At 40.1% G+C, this 19,937-nt stretch carries 22 protein-coding genes, 1 tRNA gene and 1 riboswitch; of the genes, 5 read left to right on the forward strand and 18 right to left on the reverse strand.

Features of this window, described 5'->3' with window-relative positions:
- Positions 1-13 precede the first annotated feature (13 nt).
- The 12 genes from mef(A) to QP439_RS02035 all read right to left on the reverse strand — a co-directional run bounded on the left by mef(A) (position 14) and on the right by QP439_RS02035 (position 11,213).
- Entirely contained in the window at positions 14-1,231 is a 1,218-nt protein-coding gene (gene mef(A) / locus QP439_RS01980) for a macrolide efflux MFS transporter Mef(A) (protein ID WP_000417519.1), read from the reverse strand.
- Between the two features lie 385 nt (positions 1,232-1,616).
- Positions 1,617-1,787: a hypothetical protein gene (locus QP439_RS01985; RefSeq protein ID WP_000873143.1), complete on the reverse strand. Its 171-nt coding sequence runs from the start codon at positions 1,785-1,787 to the stop codon at positions 1,617-1,619.
- Between the two features lie 514 nt (positions 1,788-2,301).
- Positions 2,302-3,657, reverse strand: coding sequence for a 23S rRNA (uracil(1939)-C(5))-methyltransferase RlmD (gene rlmD / locus QP439_RS01990; protein ID WP_049487159.1), 1,356 nt, complete (start codon positions 3,655-3,657; stop codon positions 2,302-2,304).
- Between the two features lie 73 nt (positions 3,658-3,730).
- The gene (locus QP439_RS01995) at positions 3,731-4,705 is read right to left on the reverse strand and encodes a DUF1002 domain-containing protein (protein WP_261804642.1); all 975 of its coding nucleotides are present in this window, start codon (positions 4,703-4,705) and stop codon (positions 3,731-3,733) included.
- 73 nt (positions 4,706-4,778) lie between these two features.
- Complete coding sequence (gene pmp23, locus QP439_RS02000) at positions 4,779-5,393, reverse strand: cell wall hydrolase Pmp23 (RefSeq protein WP_261039330.1); 615 nt, start codon at positions 5,391-5,393, stop codon at positions 4,779-4,781.
- Positions 5,393-6,367 carry a nucleoid-associated protein gene (locus QP439_RS02005; RefSeq protein WP_285387384.1) on the reverse strand — a complete coding sequence of 325 codons (975 nt, stop codon included), beginning with the start codon at positions 6,365-6,367 and terminating at the stop codon, positions 5,393-5,395. The genes pmp23 and QP439_RS02005 overlap by 1 nt, the downstream gene beginning before the upstream one ends.
- Before the next feature lie 7 nt (positions 6,368-6,374).
- Positions 6,375-7,631, reverse strand: a complete 1,257-nt coding sequence (gene glyA / locus QP439_RS02010) for a serine hydroxymethyltransferase (protein WP_285387386.1) — start codon at positions 7,629-7,631, stop codon at positions 6,375-6,377.
- A 60-nt stretch (positions 7,632-7,691) separates the two neighbouring features.
- Positions 7,692-8,123: a GNAT family N-acetyltransferase gene (locus QP439_RS02015; RefSeq protein WP_285387388.1), complete on the reverse strand. Its 432-nt coding sequence runs from the start codon at positions 8,121-8,123 to the stop codon at positions 7,692-7,694.
- A 1-nt stretch (position 8,124) separates the two neighbouring features.
- Entirely contained in the window at positions 8,125-8,727 is a 603-nt protein-coding gene (locus tag QP439_RS02020) for an L-threonylcarbamoyladenylate synthase (RefSeq protein WP_254753787.1), read from the reverse strand.
- Positions 8,669-9,547 carry a peptide chain release factor N(5)-glutamine methyltransferase gene (prmC, locus tag QP439_RS02025; RefSeq protein WP_285387391.1) on the reverse strand — a complete coding sequence of 293 codons (879 nt, stop codon included), beginning with the start codon at positions 9,545-9,547 and terminating at the stop codon, positions 8,669-8,671. The genes QP439_RS02020 and prmC overlap by 59 nt, the downstream gene beginning before the upstream one ends.
- A complete protein-coding gene (prfA, locus tag QP439_RS02030) occupies positions 9,547-10,626 on the reverse strand; it encodes a peptide chain release factor 1 (RefSeq protein ID WP_001028815.1) in 1,080 nt (359 codons plus the stop codon). The genes prmC and prfA overlap by 1 nt, the downstream gene beginning before the upstream one ends.
- Positions 10,623-11,213, reverse strand: a complete 591-nt coding sequence (locus QP439_RS02035; RefSeq protein WP_285387392.1) for a thymidine kinase — start codon at positions 11,211-11,213, stop codon at positions 10,623-10,625. The genes prfA and QP439_RS02035 overlap by 4 nt, the downstream gene beginning before the upstream one ends.
- Positions 11,214-11,336: 123 nt before the next feature.
- Here QP439_RS02035 and QP439_RS02040 point away from each other — a divergent pair, with 123 nt between their 5' ends.
- Both QP439_RS02040 and mnmE read left to right on the forward strand, forming a co-directional pair.
- The gene (locus QP439_RS02040) at positions 11,337-11,519 is read left to right on the forward strand and encodes a 4-oxalocrotonate tautomerase (protein ID WP_001117401.1); all 183 of its coding nucleotides are present in this window, start codon (positions 11,337-11,339) and stop codon (positions 11,517-11,519) included.
- Between the two features lie 137 nt (positions 11,520-11,656).
- Positions 11,657-13,030 (forward strand): tRNA uridine-5-carboxymethylaminomethyl(34) synthesis GTPase MnmE, encoded by a 1,374-nt coding sequence (gene mnmE, locus QP439_RS02045; protein ID WP_261193879.1) that lies wholly within the window; start codon positions 11,657-11,659, stop codon positions 13,028-13,030.
- Between the two features lie 39 nt (positions 13,031-13,069).
- On the opposite strand, the gene dapA is transcribed toward mnmE, so the two are convergent.
- From dapA to QP439_RS02070, 5 genes are all read right to left on the reverse strand, one after another.
- Positions 13,070-14,005: a 4-hydroxy-tetrahydrodipicolinate synthase gene (dapA, locus tag QP439_RS02050; RefSeq protein ID WP_285387397.1), complete on the reverse strand. Its 936-nt coding sequence runs from the start codon at positions 14,003-14,005 to the stop codon at positions 13,070-13,072.
- A gap of 55 nt (positions 14,006-14,060) precedes the next feature.
- Positions 14,061-15,137: an aspartate-semialdehyde dehydrogenase gene (locus tag QP439_RS02055; protein WP_101781857.1), complete on the reverse strand. Its 1,077-nt coding sequence runs from the start codon at positions 15,135-15,137 to the stop codon at positions 14,061-14,063.
- Between the two features lie 225 nt (positions 15,138-15,362).
- Positions 15,363-15,617, reverse strand: coding sequence for a hypothetical protein (locus tag QP439_RS02060; RefSeq protein WP_041172686.1), 255 nt, complete (start codon positions 15,615-15,617; stop codon positions 15,363-15,365).
- A gap of 105 nt (positions 15,618-15,722) precedes the next feature.
- Positions 15,723-15,795: transfer RNA gene (locus tag QP439_RS02065), tRNA-Thr, on the reverse strand.
- Positions 15,796-15,894: 99 nt separating this feature from the next.
- On the reverse strand, positions 15,895-16,404 hold the full coding sequence (locus tag QP439_RS02070) for a QueT transporter family protein (RefSeq protein WP_000737072.1): 510 nt from the start codon (positions 16,402-16,404) through the stop codon (positions 15,895-15,897).
- Positions 16,402-16,498, reverse strand: a riboswitch (PreQ1 riboswitch). Its footprint overlaps the gene before it by 3 nt.
- A gap of 28 nt (positions 16,499-16,526) precedes the next feature.
- Between QP439_RS02070 and QP439_RS02075 the strand changes: the two genes are divergently transcribed.
- Together QP439_RS02075 and mscL are read left to right on the forward strand one after the other, a co-directional pair.
- Positions 16,527-16,958, forward strand: coding sequence for a GtrA family protein (locus QP439_RS02075; RefSeq protein WP_000746186.1), 432 nt, complete (start codon positions 16,527-16,529; stop codon positions 16,956-16,958).
- An 82-nt stretch (positions 16,959-17,040) separates the two neighbouring features.
- Positions 17,041-17,421 (forward strand): large conductance mechanosensitive channel protein MscL, encoded by a 381-nt coding sequence (gene mscL / locus QP439_RS02080; protein WP_000910199.1) that lies wholly within the window; start codon positions 17,041-17,043, stop codon positions 17,419-17,421.
- 41 nt (positions 17,422-17,462) lie between these two features.
- On the opposite strand, the gene hemH is transcribed toward mscL, so the two are convergent.
- Positions 17,463-18,557, reverse strand: a complete 1,095-nt coding sequence (gene hemH / locus QP439_RS02085; protein ID WP_045611723.1) for a ferrochelatase — start codon at positions 18,555-18,557, stop codon at positions 17,463-17,465.
- A 153-nt stretch (positions 18,558-18,710) separates the two neighbouring features.
- Between hemH and pepT the strand changes: the two genes are divergently transcribed.
- A complete protein-coding gene (gene pepT / locus QP439_RS02090; RefSeq protein ID WP_049515286.1) occupies positions 18,711-19,934 on the forward strand; it encodes a peptidase T in 1,224 nt (407 codons plus the stop codon).
- Positions 19,935-19,937 lie beyond the last annotated feature (3 nt).

Genomic DNA, 19,937 nt, shown 5'->3' on the forward strand with positions numbered 1-19,937 from the left:
CCTCCAATATTGTTTATTTTAAATCTAATTTTCTAACCTCAGTTATCATTTGGCAAACTATAGCAATGCCAATAATTAAAATACCTGATAGTAAAAACCAATGATTTACACCGATTTTATCAGCAAAGAATCCAGAAAGAATTAACCCAATTGGCATAGCAAGTGACATGATACTTCCGATCAAAGAAAATACACGTCCTAAATATTCAGGCTTAATTTTCTCCTGAAAAAGAGCTGTTTGCACACCGCTATAAAATGGCACCGAAAGCCCCATTATTGCACAGCAAACTACGAATATTACAAATCCATTTGGAGGAAGTATTCCCGAAACGGCTAAACTGGTCCCCATTATAAAAAATGAACTTGTTATTAGTAATACATGCTTTTCGAAGCCCCCTAATCTTCCTAATAATAAGCCTCCTGCTAGCATCCCAAATGCAAAGGAAATTTCCGTAATAGAAATATGCACAGGCGTTCCATTAAAGTGTTCCATGCTTATTAAAGGAAATAGTGCATTGATTGGCATATAAACAAAAGTATATAGTGTTCCTAAGAGTAATAAGGCAAACAATCCTTTGTTTTGTCTCAGAACCACAACTCCTTCTTTCATCTCCCTTATGAAATTTGGTTCTAAACTTTGCACTTGATTACCCAGCTTAGGTATACGTACAATTGCTACCGTAATAGATGCAATCACAGCACCCAATACGTCGATGGCAATAATAGCATTTAAATCCCAAACGGAGTATAAGAGTGCTGCAACTGCCGGACTAACAATATAGCTTATAGACTGCAAAGACTGACTATAGCCTGCGCATTTCGTTAGCTGTTCTTCTGGTACTAAAAGTGGTGTAACCGCATTGAGTGCTGGGGTATGAAAAGCTGTTCCAATGCTACGGATAAACAATACTATCATAATCATCCAGACAGGTAGCTCCATACAGAATGCAACAATAGCAAGCACTGCACCAGCTGCTGCGATAATTAAATCGGCACCAATCATTATCTTCTTCCTATCATGACGATCCACTAGCACACCAATGGCAGGTCCCAAAATCGCATAGGGTAAAAAACCTACTAATGAAGCCATAGACAAGACCATCGCAGATCCTGTTTTTTCTGTAAGGTAAAAAATAATCGCCATTTGCAGGATGGCACTAGTGATTAATGATACTGCTTGCCCTGCCCATATTGCATAAAATTTTCGTTTCCAATTGTTGTATTTTTCCATTTATATTATCTCCTGCATATTATTTTGCTTGAATTTCTATTTTGAATAGCATTCTAGGCAATAAAAAATGCAGGCCAAACCCCACAATGTGGCTTTTGGTCTGCATACATACAATTTGGAAACATTCATATTAAAGACATAGTTAAATAAAGGTATAGTTAAATAACCAATATCCTCACCGTAACTAATGAATGCTCAATATCGTATAAATAAGCACAACAAAAAAGCCTATCATCGGGTATAGATTCTGCTTTTTTTATTGCCAGCTTATCTTAAACGCATTGAGGCTGTCATAGTTTCGGTTCCTCCTACATCTTTGTTTATATCAATTTATAGTATAACACAACAAGATGATATGTTCAATATAAAAGTTATGGAATGAGACTCATACTTCCAATTCGATGCCAGATTTAAAGGATATGACGAAGTTTTCTTCATAGACTGTAACGCTCTGGATTATCTTCCTTAGTAGCAAGCGATTAGCTTTCACAAAATCTTCTGTTTGTAGTTTTAAAAATTCATCAGGATTTTCTAACTCAACCTCAAAATATTTCATTTTACATTCCCTCATTTCATTTATTGATAAATTGAGTTTGCAAAAAAGAGTGGACAATTTTTGTCTACTCTTAACCTTTAAAATAGTTTTTTTTAATCGATTTGAAGTTGCCTAAATTATTACTTATTCGGTAAAATGAAGTATTGCTTTCAACAGATTTCCTTCAACTACACTTCACTTGATTCAAACAAGGTGGGTACATTTCTATTCCCACAAACTCCTTGTCAATGGAAACAAACACGTACCCACAGGGTAAATGGAAATAGAAACTGATAATTTCTAGCTATCACTTCTACTCATTCCAAAAATTTTCTCACTCTGATACTTACCCACCATAAAGCAAAAAGCCTTGCAATCAAGGCTTTCATTATCCCTTTCGTTCAAAGGTTTCTAAGCTTTTACGAGCAGAGCGACACACTCAGCGGTTCGCTATCTCCGTTCTGTCTGCGTGCTAGCACTTGTCAATCACGGACAGCTATCGCATGGGCGGAAGTAAATGCTAATCTTCGTCGTTTTACTCCTTGACTAGCAAACTTACCGCCTCAACATGATGCGTTTGAGGAAATAAATCCACTGGCTGAACTTTCTTCAACTCATATCCCAATTCTTGGTAGAGTTTGATATCACGCGCCATGGTGGCGACATTACATGAGATATAGGCGATGCGGTCGGCTCCTGTTTGGCTACTTGCCTTGATAAAGCTTTCTGTGAGTCCTTTTCTTGGTGGGTCCACTAGTATAAGGCTTGGTTGAATTCCATCTTTAAGCCAATTTTTCATAGCATTTTCAGCTGTGTCACAAACATAGTGGGCATTTGAAATATTGTTTAGCTGAGCATTCTTTTTGCTATTCTCAACCGCTTCTGGAATCACTTCGACACCATAGACTTCCTTGACATGTTTCGCAACAGAAAGACCAATCGTCCCGATACCAGAATAGGCATCAATGATCACATCGTCTTCTTTTAATGCAGCAAAGTCAATGGCTGTTTGATAAAGCTTCTCTGCCATTTGAGTATTGACTTGGTAAAAAGCGGGTCCAGCGATTTGGTAGTCATTTCCCAACATCTGATCAGTGATAAAGTCTTGTCCATAAAGTGTGCGCCACTCCTTACCAAAAATCGCATTTGTATTCTGGTCGTTGATATTTTGCATAACAGACACAATCTCTGGAAACTGCTTGATTAGTTGATCAATCAATTGTTCCACACGGAAAACTTTAGGACGAGTAGTTACCAAAATCACCATGATTTGTCCTGAGTAGTGGCCACGACGCACCACAAGATTCCGAATCAAGCCAGCTTGTTCCTTTTCATCATAAGGTTTCAAATCATAACGGCGGAGCAAGTCTCGTAGGGCTATTACTACCTCATCAATCACAGGATCCTGGATAAAGAAATCTTCTAGAGGCATGAGGTCATGCGAATTCTTACGGAAAAATCCTGTTTCCAAGACACCATTTACTCGACGAACAGGCACCTGAGCTTTGTTGCGATACTTGACTGGATTTTCCATGCCAAGCGTTTCAGCAACCTCTACATCTGCAATTCCAGCAATCTTGTATAGACTATCCTTAACTTGCTTGGTTTTAAACTTGAGCTGTTCTGGATAGGCAAGATGACCTAAATCCGCGATTCCTGAACGCAGGTAAGCCAAATCTAGATCTTGATTACGGTATGGTGATTGGACAAGGTATTCTTCAACTTTCCCAAAACCAATCTTTTTATTGACCTTGAGGACACGCATGAGGATTTTTTCACTCGGTAAAGCATTCTCGACAAAAAAGACCAAACCATCAACCTTGGCAACTCCTGCCCCTTCATGGGTCAAGTCGACAATTTCAACTTCTACAATATCATTTTTCTTTAACATTCTCTTCTCTTTCTATTGGCCGATAAAAAAGACGGCAACGTTACGGTTACCATCTATTATACCATGAAATTTCTTAAGAACCAAAACTCTTGAAGAAGTTGACAATGGCTTGCCAGAGGGAGCTTAGGAAATTGCCGCCGTCCTCTAGCGCCTTATCCGCATCAAAGTTAAGGTTGATATTTTTAAAACTGTCGCCAGCTTGTGAAACAATACTTTGTTTCAGGTCATTCAGGGTTTTAGTGAAGTCTGCATTGCTGAGGATATCACTCTTTGAGAGATTCAAAGCAAAATTGATGATAATATTGATCTGGTTTCCTGTTATAACCTGATCAAGTTTGTAATTTTTCAAGGTATCTTCAACAATTTTACGGACATCTTCCTCTGTCAGATTTCCCTTACTTTCTTTAGCTTTGGCGAGTGCTGACTTGATATCAGCTAGGGCAACATTTAATTTATTAGCATCATAGCCTGACTTGTCCTTGTTTTCAGCATTGATATCGGACAAGGCCTTCAACTCTTCTTGAGCCAAATCTTTGTTGGCTTGTGGCACCTTGGCTCCATTAGCTTCAAGTGAATAGTAAATCCCTGCTAAGGCACTCTCACCTGTAACTGGAATGGGTGCTGCTACAGTGATTTTGGCGTGTTCCACACCCAAAGTTACGGCCGCATTGCGGTACATATCCTGCGTCACCTTAGTGATGTTTTCTGGTGTTTCAATCTTGACCTCAAGTGGCGACTTGTCACCTAGCTTTTGAATCTTGGCTGATGAATACAGTTGTAAGCTAGAGTCATTTGCCACATTCATAATCTTAGAATAGACATCAGGTGTCATGGTCTTGAGTTCTTTGGTGTCTGTTGAGGCATTGTAGCCTAGTTTTTTTAGAGTTTGATTTTTTTGATCTTCAGACAATGAAGAACCTAGGACATATTCAGGTTGAACATAGGTTTCGTCGATGACTTTTTGAACATCTGTTGCTGCATGGGCGCTATTCATAGCTGTTACTGCCCACAAGACCGCAGCACTAGTCAGAAAGAGTTTCTTTCTCATAGGGAATTCCCTCCTTTACCTTTCTAGAGTAATATATCTATCTTAAAGAAAACTTATAACAAAAACACCTGGGCTAGCCAGATGTCGAAAAGAGAGTGAAACATTTGATGATGTAAAGGTTAAGTTGAACCTGTCTAGAATAGTAATAATTTCCTCCATTTACATAGAGTTCGGATCCATGAAAAATGGAAATGGGGTGAATATAACTATAAGTCTTTCCAGTGGTGTTACCAAGCAAGGGAGCAACAGTATCACGAGAGTACTGTTTGGCCAGTGCTAGGGTGTTTTCCTTACCATTTTGGGCGATAAAATCGATATAGGCAGGTCCAAAATTATAGGCTTGAACAGCTGTCCAGACATCAACACCCTTCTTCTGGGCAAGATAGAGATTGTCTGTCAGAGTTTGAATACCTTGCCGAATGCTAGAGGCGTTATCATTGATGGTGTTGGTTGAACCACTTGCTGACTCACTAGACTGCATAACATCGCCTTCTTTTCCTTTTGTTTCGGTATAAATCATAGCGAGCACAAGCTCTTCGTTTGCTGGGGTGTCTTTTTCACTCAAGATTTCTCGCACCATGGGTTGATAGGTCATAACTTGCTTGACATCTTGGTGAACGCGGTAAGCTTTATAGCCAGCAAAAAGGAAGACTGCTAGTACAAGCACTCTTCGAATTCGTTTAAACATTATTTACTTTGGATATCCTCGATATTTTTGATTAAGATAGAGTAGGTTCCATTGTCATTTTGGATAAACTCAACAGACTCGGCGTCTTGATATACATTATTGGGAACGATGAGCTCAATTCCATTTGACAAGGAAAGTTTTTGGTTTTCAAATTTTTTAAGCTGACGACTGGCATCAATTTCATCAAATTGAACTGGTTCTGGGACAGCTTCTTTAACTTGGTCAATAAAGCTTAATCGAGCCGTCAAATTGTTGTCAAAAAGGTCGTTGGCCAATTTCTCAGGCGACAATTCATTGCTTTCTTCTAGGTTGTTGAAAATCGCTGATTTGACCTTAGATTGAAATTGAAAATCATCTGTGTTAAAAGTCTCAGCAATTCTCTGGGCCGTTTTTTCTAGTTCTTTGATAGATTTCTTTGGTGAAATCTTAGGGGCTACGGCAAGGAGATTATCTGAAAAATAGTTCAAAAAAGTCCCGTTGTACTTGATTCGTTTTTCAATCAGATGGTACTTGCGGTTCTGAAGATTGACCACCAAGGCCTCGTCAGCACCCGTTCCAAATCCAGGGAGGTTATTCTGAGTCAGCTTGATTGGATTATCAACCTCTCCTCCGAGGTGGGTCAAGGTCTCCCGCAGGGCAATTCGTAAGAAAGCAAAATGTTCTACACCTTCTTTAGAAAATTGCACAAAAATCAAGTCATTGGTCTTGAGATTTTCTGAAATGCTGAACTCCTCTTTCCAGAGATTAGCCAGTGTTACTGATGTCTCCAATAAATCGTCTGTGATGTGATTGAAGAAGGGATTTTCTTCCTCGAAAATCCCAGTCTTGGCTTCATCTGAATACACACGTTCAATTTTTTTACGCAAGTATTCTTCGATTTTTAGAGTGATATTGAGAAACTTATCCGCTAGGAACAGCTCGGTATCATCCGGGCTAAACTGATGGATAATAGCTTTCTTAATATAAATGTCCATAAAAGTTTTAGTCCTCGTATAATGGGAAGGCATCTGTCAATTCTTTGACTGAACTTCTCACTTCTTCTAAGACAGCTTCATTTTCTGCATTTTTAAGGGTTTTAATGATCAGTTCAGCCACTTTACGACTTTCTTCTTCACCAAATCCACGTGCAGTAATGGCTGCTGCTCCGATACGAATCCCACTTGTCTTGAATGGTGACAAGCTTTCGTAAGGGATTGAGTTTTTATTTAGGGTAATATTGACTTCATCCAGCAAGTTTTGAGCAACTTTTCCGTTTTCTACAACCTTAGTCACATCCACTAGGAAGAGGTGGTTTTCAGTTCCTCCAGAAATGATACGAAAATCAGTGTCTTGCAAGAAGACATCTGCCATAGCCTTGCTGTTCTTGATAACATTGACAGCATATTCCTTGAAGGCTGGATCCAAAACTTCTTTGAAGGAAACTGCCTTAGCTGCAACAACATGCTCCAAAGGACCGCCCTGAATACCTGGGAAAATAGCTGAATTGATTTTCTTGGCAAGTTCTTCGTCATTGGTCAAAATCAAACCACCACGTGGTCCACGAAGGGTTTTGTGGGTCGTTGTTGTCGTGATGTGAGCGTATGGCACTGGGCTTGGGTGAAGACCAGCTGCAACCAAACCAGCGATATGAGCCATATCTACCATGAGCTTAGCGCCAACAGCATCTGCAATTTCACGGAATTTGGAAAAGTCGATAATTTGAGAATAGGCTGAAGCACCTGCTACGATCAATTTGGGTTTTACTTCTTGAGCTTGTTTCAAGATAGCATCAAAATCCAAGATTTCCGTTTCAGGGTCAACACTGTAAGAAACAAAGTTGTAGGTTTGACCTGAGAAGCTAACAGGAGCCCCATGAGTCAAGTGACCACCTGCGGCCAAGTCCATCCCCATAACCGTATCACCTGGTTCAATTAAGGCCATGTAAGCCGCACAGTTGGCTTGGCTTCCTGAGTGTGGTTGGACATTGGCAAATTTAGCACCGAAAATTTCTTTTGCGCGTTCAATGGCTAGAGTTTCTACCATATCTACCACATCTGTACCACCATAATAACGGCGTCCTGGGTAGCCTTCGGCGTATTTATTCGTCAAGATAGACCCTTGAGCTGCCATAACTGCCTTGGAAACCACGTTTTCCGAAGCAATCAACTCAATGTTGTTTTGTTGGCGTTCTTCTTCTTTGGAAATAGCATTCCAGAGATCAGCATCATATGCTTTAAAATCATCTTTGTCAAAAATCATAGGTCTTCTCCTTTATAGTGTGACTGGTCCCTTAATTTAATTTTACAGTAAGAAAGTAAACTAAAAGATGCGAATAAACCGTTTCTGCACTTTATCACAAGTATAACCAACTTTTTCATAAAATGCATGAGCACCCAGACGATGATCGGCAGAGTTCAAGCGGATAAACCCATAACCACGTCTTTTTGCTTCTTGCTCCAACCCTTGTAGTAAGCTTTTACCAATACCTTGCCCTTGAGCTTGAGGCGAAACCGCTAAGCCTAAGATATTGAATCCTGCTTTGGAATAGAGAGATTCATAAACTTCAGCGTGGACATATCCAAGTAAAACATGACTAGCTGCATCCTCATAACCAAGTAGGAAATGATGGGAATCCTGAGCCAGTCTAGCTAGTTGGCTAGCCGTGTCCTCTAGACTAAAAGAATAGCCCAAAGCCTCTTGGTTAATGTCACATATAGCTTTCACATCTATTTCTTGCAAATCTCTTAGCATCTCATTCCTCCTCAAAAGAAATCTCTGGCAACCGTGCAAGAATATCTTCTCGCTTAATCGCCCCTTGGCGCAAGATTTTCACCTTGTCTCCAGACAGATCCAAAATAGTTGAATCCTGTCCAGTTAGAAAAGCATCGTCTCCCAGACCCAGAACCTCTTGGTCAAAATCCTCTAGAATTTTATCAAAGGTCACTCCACTTGCCTGACCTGAGATATTGGCAGACGGCCCAATCAAGGGACCTGTCTCTCGAATCAAATCCAGTGTAATGGGGTGACTGGGCATCCGAAATCCAACAGTTGCAAGGCCAGAATTGACCCAATAGGGAACTCTGTCATTGGCTTCGAGAATAATGGTCAAGGGACCTGGTAAAAAGATCTCGACAAGTTTGGGTAGACAAGCTGGCTGATTCTTTGAAAAGTGCAATATGTCCTCTAGAGAGGCGATATTTAGATTGAGCGCCTTATCTCTAGGACGACGTTTAAGTTGGTATACATGTTCAACTGCTTTTTCGTCTAGAGCCTTGGCAAAAAGACCGTAAACTGTCTCAGTAGGCAAAACGACAGCTCCGCCATTTTCCAATTCTTGTATAATCCTGTCCATCATCAACAACAACCATCCTATCTTGACCAAACTGGTCCTTAAGTGTACGAACTTTTTTTTCAGGAAGATGTTTCCTAAAAAGTTCAGGAACACTTTGACCTTGCTTGTATCCAATTTCAAGGTAAATCTTACCACCATCTTTGAGATAGTCTTTTGCATCTTCCGCAATTCTACGGTAAATAGCTAGGCCATCCTCGTCTGCAAAGAGAGCTAGATGAGGCTCCGAATGCAAGACATTCAAGCCGACCTCTGACTCATCTTCACGAGAGATATAGGGTGGATTGGAAACAATTATATCATATTTTTCAGAAATTTCTGTAAAACAGTCAGATTTTTTTAAAAATATTTGAAGATTTTGATTTTTAGCATTTTCATTAGCTACATCTAAAGCATCTTGGGAAATATCTGCTGCTGTCACTGACCAATCTGGTCTAGCTTTTGCTAATGCAAGGGCAATGGCTCCACTTCCAGTCCCAATATCTAGGACCTTAAGATTTTCTTCATGATTTTCAGCCAGGATAAGCTCCACCAACTCCTCTGTCTCTGGACGAGGAATCAAAACCCGCTCATCAACTTTTAACTGCATTCCAAAGAAATCTGCATGACCAATGATATACTGGGCTGACTTATGAGCTGCTAACTGCTGGAAAATTTCTTCTACAAATTGTTTTTCTTCCTCGTTTACCTCTTGCTGAAGGGCAAAAACAAAGTCTGTAAAAGTGAGGTTTTTCAGGCTACGATAGACAAAAGAGAGGCTTTCAGCTTCCTCTCCTTGTCTTATCAACTCTTCTTCAAAATCTGAAAATAATTGAGCTAATTTCATTATTTGTTTAATTCTTCTAATTTTTGTGTTTGGTCATAGAGCACCAAAGCATCCACAACTTCATCCAATTTACCAGATAAAATTGTGTCTAGTTTTTGGAGGGTTAAGCCGATACGGTGATCTGTGACACGGTTTTGTGGGAAGTTATAAGTGCGTATACGTTCTGAACGATCTCCAGTACCGATTGTCGACTTACGCTCAGCGTCTTGTTCATCTTGGGCAATCTGAGCAAAGTGGTCAGCCACACGCGCACGGATGATTTTCATTGCCTTCTCACGGTTTTTCTGCTGGGTACGTTCTTCCTGCATTTCAACCTTGATATTGGTTGGCAAGTGAACGATACGAACAGCAGTCGCAACCTTGTTGACGTTCTGTCCACCAGCACCTGATGCGTGGTAGATGTCAACACGAAGGTCTTTTGGATCAATATCGTATTCTACTTCTTCGACTTCAGGCATGACAAGAACTGTGGCAGTTGATGTATGGACACGACCTTGGCTTTCTGTCACAGGAACACGTTGCACACGGTGGGCACCTGATTCGTACTTGAGTTTAGAGTAAACAGATTGACCTGAAACCATGGCAACGACTTCTTTGAAACCACCGACACCGTTCATAGAAGCTTCCATAACTTCAAAGCGCCATCCCTGAGCTTCAGCATACTTTTGGTACATGGTTAGCAAATCTCCAGCGAAAAGTGCTGCTTCGTCTCCACCAGCGGCGCCACGGATTTCAAGGATGATATTCTTGTCATCGTTTGGATCTTTAGGAAGGAGCAAGATTTTTAGTTTTTCTTCGTATTCTTCTTTTTCAGCCTTAGCATCTTTTAGTTCTTGCTTGGCCATTTCTTCCAAGTCCGCATCCCCGCCAGATTCTTTAATCATCTCTTCTGCATCAACGATGTTTTGAAGGACTTGTTTGTACTCACGGTAGGCAGTTACCGTATCACGAGTAGAAGCCTCTTCTTTTGAAAGCTCCATGAAACGCTTGGTGTCCGAAACCACATCTGGGTCACTGAGCAACTCTCCTAATTCTTCATAACGGTCTTCTACAGCTTGTAGTTGATCATAGATGTTCATTTTTCTTCATTCTCCTTATTGATTTCAGGGGCAAAATAATGTTTACGGCAAACTGATATATAGGTTTCATTTCCACCGATCTGAATTTGTTCGCCATCATAGACTGGCACACCATCTTGAGTTCGCAACACCATAGTCGCCTTTTTCTTACAGTACTGACAGATGGTCTTGATTTCTTCAATCTTGTCTGCTAAGAGCAAGAGGTATTTGGAGCCTTCGAACAGTTCATTGCGAAAATCATTTTTCAAACCAAAAGCCATGACAGGTATGTCTAACTCATCGACAACACGAGCTAAGTCGTAAACATGATGACGCTTGAGAAACTGGGCTTCATCAACTAACACACAGTATGGTTTTTCAGATAGGTCTCGGATATAGCCGAAGATATCAGTTGTTTCCTCAATCGCAAGAGCAGGGCGTTTCATACCGATTCGGCTCGACACATAGCCAACACCGTCACGAGTATCCCGAGCTGAAGTCATAATCACAACACCTTTTCCTTGCTCCTCATAGTTATAGGCCACTTTGAGAATCTCAATCGTCTTACCAGAGTTCATGGTCCCATAACGATAATACAACTGTGCCATGTTTCTTGCTTCACGTCCATTTCTAAATTTTTGCTACATTCTAGTATATCATAATTTTCTTAAGCTTTAAACGGCAAAATGTGGTAAAATAGAAGAAATCAAAAACTAGTGGAGGAAGCTATTATGCCATTTGTACGCATCGATTTATTTGAAGGACGCACGCTCGAGCAAAAGAAAGCTCTTGCTAAGGAAGTAACAGAAGCTGTTGTTCGCAACACTGGAGCACCTCAATCTGCTGTCCATGTCATCATCAACGACATGCCAGAAGGAACTTACTTCCCACAAGGAGAAATGCGCACCAAATAAGCTAGCTTAAGCAGAATTGCTTAGGCTTTTTCAATCTCCAAGTAGTATCCATTGAAGAAATAGTTCAAATTTGTTACAATTTGAAAAGAGACTTGGAAAAATTTCCAAGAAAAGAGCTATTTATTAAAGGAAACATTATGATTACACGTGAATTTGATACCATCGCTGCTATCTCTACTCCACTAGGTGAAGGGGCTATTGGTATTGTCCGCCTGAGCGGAACAGAAAGTTTTGCTATTGCGCAAAAGATTTTTAAAGGAAAAGACTTGAGTAAGGTTGCTAGCCATACTCTCAACTACGGTCACATTATTGATCCTCTGACTGGTAAAGTCATGGACGAGGTTATGGTTGGAGCTATGAAGTCTCCAAAAACCTTCACTCGTGAGGATATTATCGAGATTAACACCCACGGTGGGATTGCGGTGACCAATGAAATTCTCCAACTAGCGATCCGTGAAGGAGCTCGGTTGGCAGAACCTGGTGAATTTACCAAACGTGCCTTCCTAAATGGACGTGTGGACTTGACTCAGGCTGAGGCGGTGATGGATATCATCCGCGCCAAGACAGACAAGGCCATGAACATTGCGGTCAAACAACTTGATGGTTCACTTTCTGATCTTATCAATAATACCCGTCAAGAAATCCTCAATACGCTTGCCCAAGTCGAGGTCAATATTGATTATCCTGAGTATGACGATGTTGAGGAAGCCACTACTGCTGTTGTCCGTGAAAAGACTACGGAGTTTGAGCAATTGCTAACCAATCTCCTTAGAACAGCCCGTCGTGGTAAAATCCTTCGTGAAGGAATTTCTACAGCAATCATTGGCCGCCCCAACGTTGGGAAATCAAGCCTTCTCAACAACCTCTTGCGTGAGGACAAGGCTATCGTTACAGATATTGCAGGAACTACTCGAGATGTCATCGAAGAATACGTCAACATCAATGGTGTTCCCTTAAAATTGATTGACACAGCTGGTATCCGTGAAACGGATGATATTGTGGAGCAAATCGGTGTCGAGCGTTCGAAAAAAGCCCTCAAGGAAGCCGACTTAGTTCTACTGGTGCTAAATGCCAGTGAACCGCTGACAGCGCAAGACAGACAACTTCTTGAGATTAGCCAAGATACAAACCGTATTATTCTTCTTAATAAAACCGATCTGCCTGAAGCGATTGAAACTTCGGAACTACCTGAAGACGTTATTCGTATTTCAGTCCTTAAAAACCAAAATATCTATCAGATTGAAGAACGTATCAACAACCTCTTCTTTGAAAATGCTGGTCTAGTCGAGCAAGATGCTACTTACTTGTCCAACGCCCGTCATATTTCCTTGATTGAGAAGGCTGTTGAAAGTTTGCAAGCTGTTAATGAAGGGCTGGAACTAGGTATGCCAGTTGACTTGCTTCAAGTTGACTTGACCCGTACTTGGGAAATCCTCGGAGAAATCACTGGGGATGCTGCTCCAGATGAACTCATCACCCAACTCTTTAGCCAATTCTGTTTAGGAAAATAAGAAAAATCCATGATCGTTCGGTCATGGATTTTATATTTATTAATAATCTGGTCTTAAGACACCTGTTACAGTTGCCTTGGTCGCTTCGTAGTCGCCATCTACGACAACTTTGATAATGCGTTTGGCATCTTCTTCTGGTGCTGGAACTAGAGGTAGACGAGTCGGTCCAGCTTCAAATCCCATGTAGTTCAGAACGGCCTTAACTGGAGCAGGACTAGGATAAGAGAAGAGGGCATTGACTTTAGGAATGAACTTACGTTGAATTGCTGCGGCTTTCTTCATATCGCTTTCTGAAATGGCAGTGAACATCTCGTGCATTTCATCCCCATTTGTATGGGATGCAACAGAAATAACCCCGTCCGCACCAAGGTTCATGGCATGAAAAGCATCACCATCCTCACCAGTATAGACCAAGAACTCTTCTGGCTTATGCTCAATCAAGTAAGCCATATTGGCCAAGCTAGTACATTCTTTGACACCAATGATATTTGGATGGTCAGCCAAACGAAGCATGGTTTCTGGAGTTAATTCGACAACTACACGCCCTGGAATGTTATAAATAATAATTGGTAGGTCAGAAGCATCCGCAATCGCCTTAAAGTGCTGATACATCCCTTCTTGAGAAGGCTTGTTATAGTATGGTACGATAGCAAGACCAGCAGCAAAACCACCAAACTCAGCAACTTCTTTGACAAACTCAATAGAATCACGCGTATCATTGGTACCTACACCCGCAATCAAGGGAACGCGTCCATTGACAATCTTTTGTACAGCCGCAAACAACTCCAACTCCTCATCGTGGGTCAAAGTTGGACTCTCAGCAGTCGTTCCAGCTAGAAGAATGCCGTCTGTATGATGGGCCAATAAATGCTCAATCAATGCTGGAATAGCATCAAAGTTGATGGAACCATCCTCGTGAAAGGGGGTAATAAAGGCTGTGATGATTTTACACTCTTTTAAATCTTGATAAGACATGAAAACACCTCTCTATTTCAAAGAAGGAGTTCATCTGAACTCCTAAATTATATGACTATTTTAATTCAAATTTCAATTCAGCTGTTGGACGAACCAATCCACGTTCATGAAGAGTTTCTGCAATCTGAACTGAGTTCCAAGCAGCACCTTTGAGAAGGTTATCTGAAACAACCCACATGTGAATTCCTTTTTCTGCATCCAAGTCTTTACGGATACGACCAACAAAGGTATCACGTGAACCCACTGCATTGATGGCTTGCGGATAGATTTGATGAGCTACATCATCTTCAAGAACAGCACCCGGGAAGGCTGCGATAGCTGCTTTTACTTCTTCGATTGGAGCCACTTCTTTTGTTTCGATGTAAACAGACTCAGAGTGAGCTGACAAGACTGGAATGCGCACACATGTTGCAGACACTGCGATACTATCATCTTCCATGATTTTCTTAGTTTCCTTGGTCATTTTCATCTCTTCGTAAGTGTAATCATTGTCAGTGAAAACATCAATTTGTGGAAGAGCGTTAAAGGCGATAGGATAGTGTTTCTTGTCACCACCTGAAGGCAAGATTTCAGCATGTAAATCACGTGGTTTCACTCCATCATTCAAGACTTCACGAAGTTCACGTTGTGTCTCAAGAATTGCTCCCATACCAGCACCTGAAACTGCTTGGTAAGTTGAGACAATGATACGGTCCAAGCCCCATTTTTGGCGAACTGGCTCAAGAGCCACCATCATTTGAATTGTTGAACAGTTAGGGCAGGCAATGATACCGTTGTGGGCATCAAGTGCATGAGCATTGACCTCTGGAACAACCAAAGGAACATCTGGATTTTGACGGAAGTAAGATGTATTATCTACTACTACCGCTCCAGCTTTCACTGCGTGTGGTGCATATTTAGCTGATGTAGAACCACCTGCTGAAAAGAGAGCAATATCAACTCCTTCAAAAGCTGTTTCAGTCGTTTCTTCAATCGTAATATCTTGATCTTTAAATTTCAAAGTCTTGCCTGCTGAACGTGCAGAAGCAAGTAAACGAATTTTATCGATTGGAAGTGTTGATTCTTCCAACATTTTTATCATCTGAGCTCCGACAGCACCTGTCGCGCCGACTACAGCAACTGTATATCCCATAAATAACCTCTTTCGGAATTTTCTAAAAATTTCTATAATAGATGTATTATACTACTTTTTCCATGAATTGCAAAGCTTTTTCATCATTTTTTGGAAAATAAAAATCCCCAGTCGCTAGACTAGGGACTAAGAGGCATCTTCATGTGATGAGCAGGTTCACACAACTCATCAAGGTCCGCTCCTGCGTTATGACCTCCTTATGCTCAATAGTAGTCCGAAGACTACCTATCGACTCATCGCATCTACTATTCTACTAAAGAGAATGACTTTTGTCAACAGACGAAACTCTTTATACTCTTCGAAAATCTCTTCAAACTTCGTCAGCGTCGCCTTACCGTATGTATGGTTACTGACTTCGTCAGTTTCATCTACAACCTCAAAAACATGTTTTGAGCTGACTTCGTCAGTTCTATCTACAACCTCAAAGCAGTGCTTTGAGCAACCTGCGGCTAGCTTCCTAGTTTGCTCTTTGATTTTCATTGAGTATTAGTTTTATTTACACAGGTGCATAAGAAATATCTTTGAAAAACTTGGGGAAAACATAACAAAAAACCTTGTAAATAAAGGTTTTTTCTGTCTATTTAATGCTAATTGCCGGGATTGAACCGGCGACCTCATCCTTACCATGGATGCGCTCTGCCAACTGAGCTAAATCAGCTTACTTAAGAAGTATACTATAGTTAGAAAAACTTGTCAAGTTTCCTTAGAAATTTTCCATAAGAAAAAGCCAGGTAAGAGCCACCTAGCTTCTCTTCGTCTATTTGCTTAAATCAATTCGACGACCAATTTTACCAATGATAATCGCACCAATAATTAATGAGGCAAATTCACCAATCCCTGTTGTGAACCAAGTAAGGAAAAATGGTAATTGCGCTACGATATTCAACTCTGCAGCGATAGTAAACATGGAAATTGAAAAGAGGATTGAAAAGAAGAAATGATCTTTTCGAATTAATCCATTAAAGAGGTAATCTTTGCTGTATTTTGCAAAAAGCCAAACACCTAGACTAAGGAATACTAGAGTTGATCCACCACCAACAAAGACATCTAGCAGTCCGAAGCTAAAGAAATTAGCAATCATACAACCGATAGTAACTCCGATAATGTACTTTGGATTGTAAAAAGCCATAAAGTTCATCATTTCTGAAATACGGAACTGATAAGCACCGTAGCTAATGGCATTTAGGGGTGGTGTGACAGTTAAAACGACATAGATAGCAGCAACGATTGCAATATCTGCAACATCACGAATAGTTAATTTTTTCATCTTTTCTCCTTTGGCGGTTGCCCGCGTGTAATATGCTTGGTGAAAGAAGCTAAGCACCAAGGGTTGATTCAATCAACCTTACTAGTATAGCACAATAACTTGCTTTATGCTATACTAAAAGTATGAAAAAACGCATTCAAAGTCTCTTCGAGAATGAGCTCTTAGCCTATCTCTTTTTTGGTGTAGCAACTACTCTTGTCTCCATTCTATCCCGATTAGTCATTTATCAATTAACCCATAAAGAACTGCTTGCTACTGGACTAGCAAATAGTATCGGTATCCTCTTTGCCTTTTTTACAAATGATAGACTTGTATTTAAGCAAGTTAGGCAGAATTGGCCAAGCCGTTTAGTAAAATTTACTCTAGCACGTCTTTCTACTTTTCTTTTAGACATGTTTTTAACATTTTTCTTTGTGACACAGTTTCCTAATATTATCGGACAATTTGTAAATAATAATATAGACAAGGTTAATAGTATTGAAACCGTTATTTCACAATTCTTGATAATTATCCTCAATTATATTTTTAGTAAGGTATTTATTTTTAAAAAATAAGAAAAAATTAAGCATATTGCTTGCAAGAACTTCTTAATTAATATATAATCAAGAGTAAAAATTTTGGAAAGGAATTATGAAAATGTTAAAAGATCTTAAAGCATTTTTGCTTCGTGGTAATGTTGTTGACCTTGCTGTCGGTGTGATTATTGCCTCTGCTTTTGGTGCTATCGTAACTTCATTCGTTAACGATATCATCACTCCTCTACTATTGAACCCAGCCTTGGAAGCTGCGAAAGTACAAAATATCGCTGAGCTTGCATGGAATGGTGTTACATATGGTAAATTCTTGAGTGCTATTATCAACTTCCTTGTTGTAGGTACTGTTCTCTTCTTCGTTATTAAAGCTATGGAAAAAGCCCAAAGCCTTACTAAGAAAGAAGAAACTGTTGAAGAAGCTCCAGCTGGACCAACTGAATTGGAAGTACTTCAAGAAATCAAAGCTCTTCTTGAGAAAAAATAATCGATTAAAAGGATCTAGCGCAAAGCTAAATCCTTTTTTCTTTACTCTTTTGGTAACTTACCTGCTTTCTCAAGCATTTTCTTAATAAGATAAGGCATCTTAACATTTTCCCGACCTTTTTTCTCAATCAATTTTTTCACAAATTCTGGCATTTGTAAATCTTGAGATTCGGCCAAGATATTTTTCGTCTCATCTGAAGGAACTAACTCATCAAAGGTTTCTTCTTCTGGGAGAAATTCCTTAAACTCTTTGTCCTCATTAGCTCTGACTGTATTAACCAAGGCATCAATCAAACGAGAATCTGTATTTGGCATTGGTGGACGATGGTAGTTTACACCAAATTCCTGACATAGGTCATAACATTCCACATCATTGTCAAACAAGACTTCAATATGCTCGCTAATGAAGCTGATAGGAACAAAAATATAATGGTCTGGATGTTCTTTCCGTTCTCTGAGATACTCTAAGACATCTGGCTTAATCCATGGAATCCCGATATCACTTTCACTTTGCCAAGTGTTAGTATATTGCTCAGAACTCAAACCTAGTTTTTCAGCGACAAGCTTGCTATTTTCAAAAATTTGGTCAATATATGGGTCACCAAAATCCAAGGCAAAAATGGGCACACTGTGGGCTGAAAAGATGACTTTAAAGCTATCCTGCTTTACTTCTTCTTTTAAAATTTTACCAATTTCATCTGCCCAATAGTTTAATAGCGCTTCTTCTTGATACCAGTCCTTAATGACTAAAAATTGAATTTGCTTGCTTTCTAAAAATTTCTCATAACCCATGACAGAGTAGAAAGAATAATGGGGCTCCAAAATCAAGCAAATACACTGTTCAATGCCGTCTGCTTCCATCTGACCAATCACATTTGGAATAAAGGGACTGGAAAACTTATTAGCAAAATAAACACTATACTCATTTCCCAGCCTAGCCTCTACCAAGGCAACCTCTTCACGCGTAATTTTTTGCAGAGGCGTGCCGCCAATTCGTACATAATTATCATAGAGAGTTTGAATTTCGTGGTCTTGAGGTCTCACTCCACGACGAATATTTGTGAAAAAATCAGCCACACCTTCAAAGGTAATCTCTTCTGGCGAACCGAAAGTCATCATTAAAATTGCTTTTTTCATAATCGCTTCCTTGTGATATTTTTATCAAGTTTATTTTATCATTAATTCGTTGATAAGTAAACGCCAACATAGTGAATTTCCCTAACTTCAGTCTTTTGTTTTTCTCTCTTTTCTATGATACAATGGAAAAAATGAATTCAAAAGGAGTTTTTTATGACTTATCCCAATCTCTTGGACCGATTCCTAACCTACGTTAAGGTCAACACGCGCTCTGATGAACACTCTACTACTACTCCAAGTACGCAGAGTCAGGTAGATTTTGCTACAAATGTCCTGATCCCTGAAATGAAACGTGTTGGATTACAAAATGTTTATTATCTAGCAAATGGTTTTGCAATTGGAACCTTGCCAGCCAATGATCCATCTTTAACACGTAAGATTGGCTTCATCTCCCACATGGATACTGCTGATTTTAAAGCCGAAGGAGTCAAGCCACAGGTAATTGAAAACTACGATGGTGGTGTGATTGAACTTGGAAATTCTGGTTTCAAACTCGATCCAGCTGACTTTAAGAGTCTAGAGAAATATCCAGGACAAACGCTCATCACAACCGATGGAACAACCTTACTAGGTGCTGATGACAAGTCAGGGATTGCTGAAATTATGACTGCTATTGAATATCTGACTGCCCATCCTGAAATCAAGCACTGTGAGATTCGTGTTGGTTTTGGTCCAGATGAAGAAATCGGTGTTGGTGCCAATAAATTTGATGCAGAAGATTTCGATGTAGATTTTGCCTATACTGTAGATGGCGGACCTCTCGGAGAACTTCAGTACGAGACCTTCTCAGCCGCTGGTGCTGAATTGCATTTCCAAGGACGCAATGTCCACCCTGGTACTGCCAAAGGGCAGATGGTCAATGCCCTTCAGCTAGCAATTGATTTTCATAATCAACTTCCAGAGAATGACCGACCCGAGTTAACAGAAGGTTACCAAGGCTTCTACCACCTAATGGATGTGATAGGTAGTGTCGAAGAGGCACGTGCAAGCTACATCATTCGTGATTTTGAAAAAGATGCCTTTGAAGCGCGTAAAGCAGCAATGCAGTCTATCGCTGATAAGATGAATCAAGAACTTGGTAGCGACCGTGTCACCCTAAACTTGACAGACCAGTACTACAATATGAAAGAAGTCATTGAGAAAGATATGACTCCAATTACCATTGCCAAAGCCGTTATGGAAGATTTGGGTATTACTCCTATTATCGAACCAATTCGTGGAGGGACAGACGGCTCTAAGATTTCCTTTATGGGAATCCCAACTCCTAATATCTTTGCGGGAGGAGAAAATATGCATGGACGTTTTGAATACGTCAGCCTTCAGACTATGGAACGTGCAGTTGATACCATCATTGGTATCGTAGCTTATGAAGACTAAAAA

It is taken from the genome of Streptococcus sp. UMB1203 (assembly GCF_030217725.1).
Taxonomy (GTDB): domain Bacteria; phylum Bacillota; class Bacilli; order Lactobacillales; family Streptococcaceae; genus Streptococcus.

Coding starts and splice junctions, on each gene's coding strand:
- QP439_RS02035 (WP_285387392.1), bottom strand. CDS start 11,213: ATGGCACAGTTGTATTATCGTTATGGGACCATGAACTCTGGTAAGACG.
- glyA (WP_285387386.1), bottom strand. CDS start 7,631: ATGATTTTTGACAAAGATGATTTTAAAGCATATGATGCTGATCTCTGG.
- QP439_RS02040 (WP_001117401.1), top strand. CDS start 11,337: ATGCCATTTGTACGCATCGATTTATTTGAAGGACGCACGCTCGAGCAA.
- pepT (WP_049515286.1), top strand. CDS start 18,711: ATGACTTATCCCAATCTCTTGGACCGATTCCTAACCTACGTTAAGGTC.
- QP439_RS01995 (WP_261804642.1), bottom strand. CDS start 4,705: ATGAGAAAGAAACTCTTTCTGACTAGTGCTGCGGTCTTGTGGGCAGTA.
- QP439_RS02075 (WP_000746186.1), top strand. CDS start 16,527: ATGAAAAAACGCATTCAAAGTCTCTTCGAGAATGAGCTCTTAGCCTAT.
- QP439_RS02015 (WP_285387388.1), bottom strand. CDS start 8,123: ATGCTAAGAGATTTGCAAGAAATAGATGTGAAAGCTATATGTGACATT.
- mnmE (WP_261193879.1), top strand. CDS start 11,657: ATGATTACACGTGAATTTGATACCATCGCTGCTATCTCTACTCCACTA.
- prfA (WP_001028815.1), bottom strand. CDS start 10,626: ATGAACATCTATGATCAACTACAAGCTGTAGAAGACCGTTATGAAGAA.
- hemH (WP_045611723.1), bottom strand. CDS start 18,557: ATGAAAAAAGCAATTTTAATGATGACTTTCGGTTCGCCAGAAGAGATT.
- mscL (WP_000910199.1), top strand. CDS start 17,041: ATGTTAAAAGATCTTAAAGCATTTTTGCTTCGTGGTAATGTTGTTGAC.
- prmC (WP_285387391.1), bottom strand. CDS start 9,547: ATGAAATTAGCTCAATTATTTTCAGATTTTGAAGAAGAGTTGATAAGA.
- QP439_RS02005 (WP_285387384.1), bottom strand. CDS start 6,367: ATGGACATTTATATTAAGAAAGCTATTATCCATCAGTTTAGCCCGGAT.
- QP439_RS02055 (WP_101781857.1), bottom strand. CDS start 15,137: ATGGGATATACAGTTGCTGTAGTCGGCGCGACAGGTGCTGTCGGAGCT.
- QP439_RS02070 (WP_000737072.1), bottom strand. CDS start 16,404: ATGAAAAAATTAACTATTCGTGATGTTGCAGATATTGCAATCGTTGCT.
- QP439_RS02060 (WP_041172686.1), bottom strand. CDS start 15,617: ATGAAAATCAAAGAGCAAACTAGGAAGCTAGCCGCAGGTTGCTCAAAG.
- dapA (WP_285387397.1), bottom strand. CDS start 14,005: ATGTCTTATCAAGATTTAAAAGAGTGTAAAATCATCACAGCCTTTATT.
- QP439_RS01985 (WP_000873143.1), bottom strand. CDS start 1,787: ATGAAATATTTTGAGGTTGAGTTAGAAAATCCTGATGAATTTTTAAAA.
- pmp23 (WP_261039330.1), bottom strand. CDS start 5,393: ATGTTTAAACGAATTCGAAGAGTGCTTGTACTAGCAGTCTTCCTTTTT.
- rlmD (WP_049487159.1), bottom strand. CDS start 3,657: ATGTTAAAGAAAAATGATATTGTAGAAGTTGAAATTGTCGACTTGACC.
- QP439_RS02020 (WP_254753787.1), bottom strand. CDS start 8,727: ATGATGGACAGGATTATACAAGAATTGGAAAATGGCGGAGCTGTCGTT.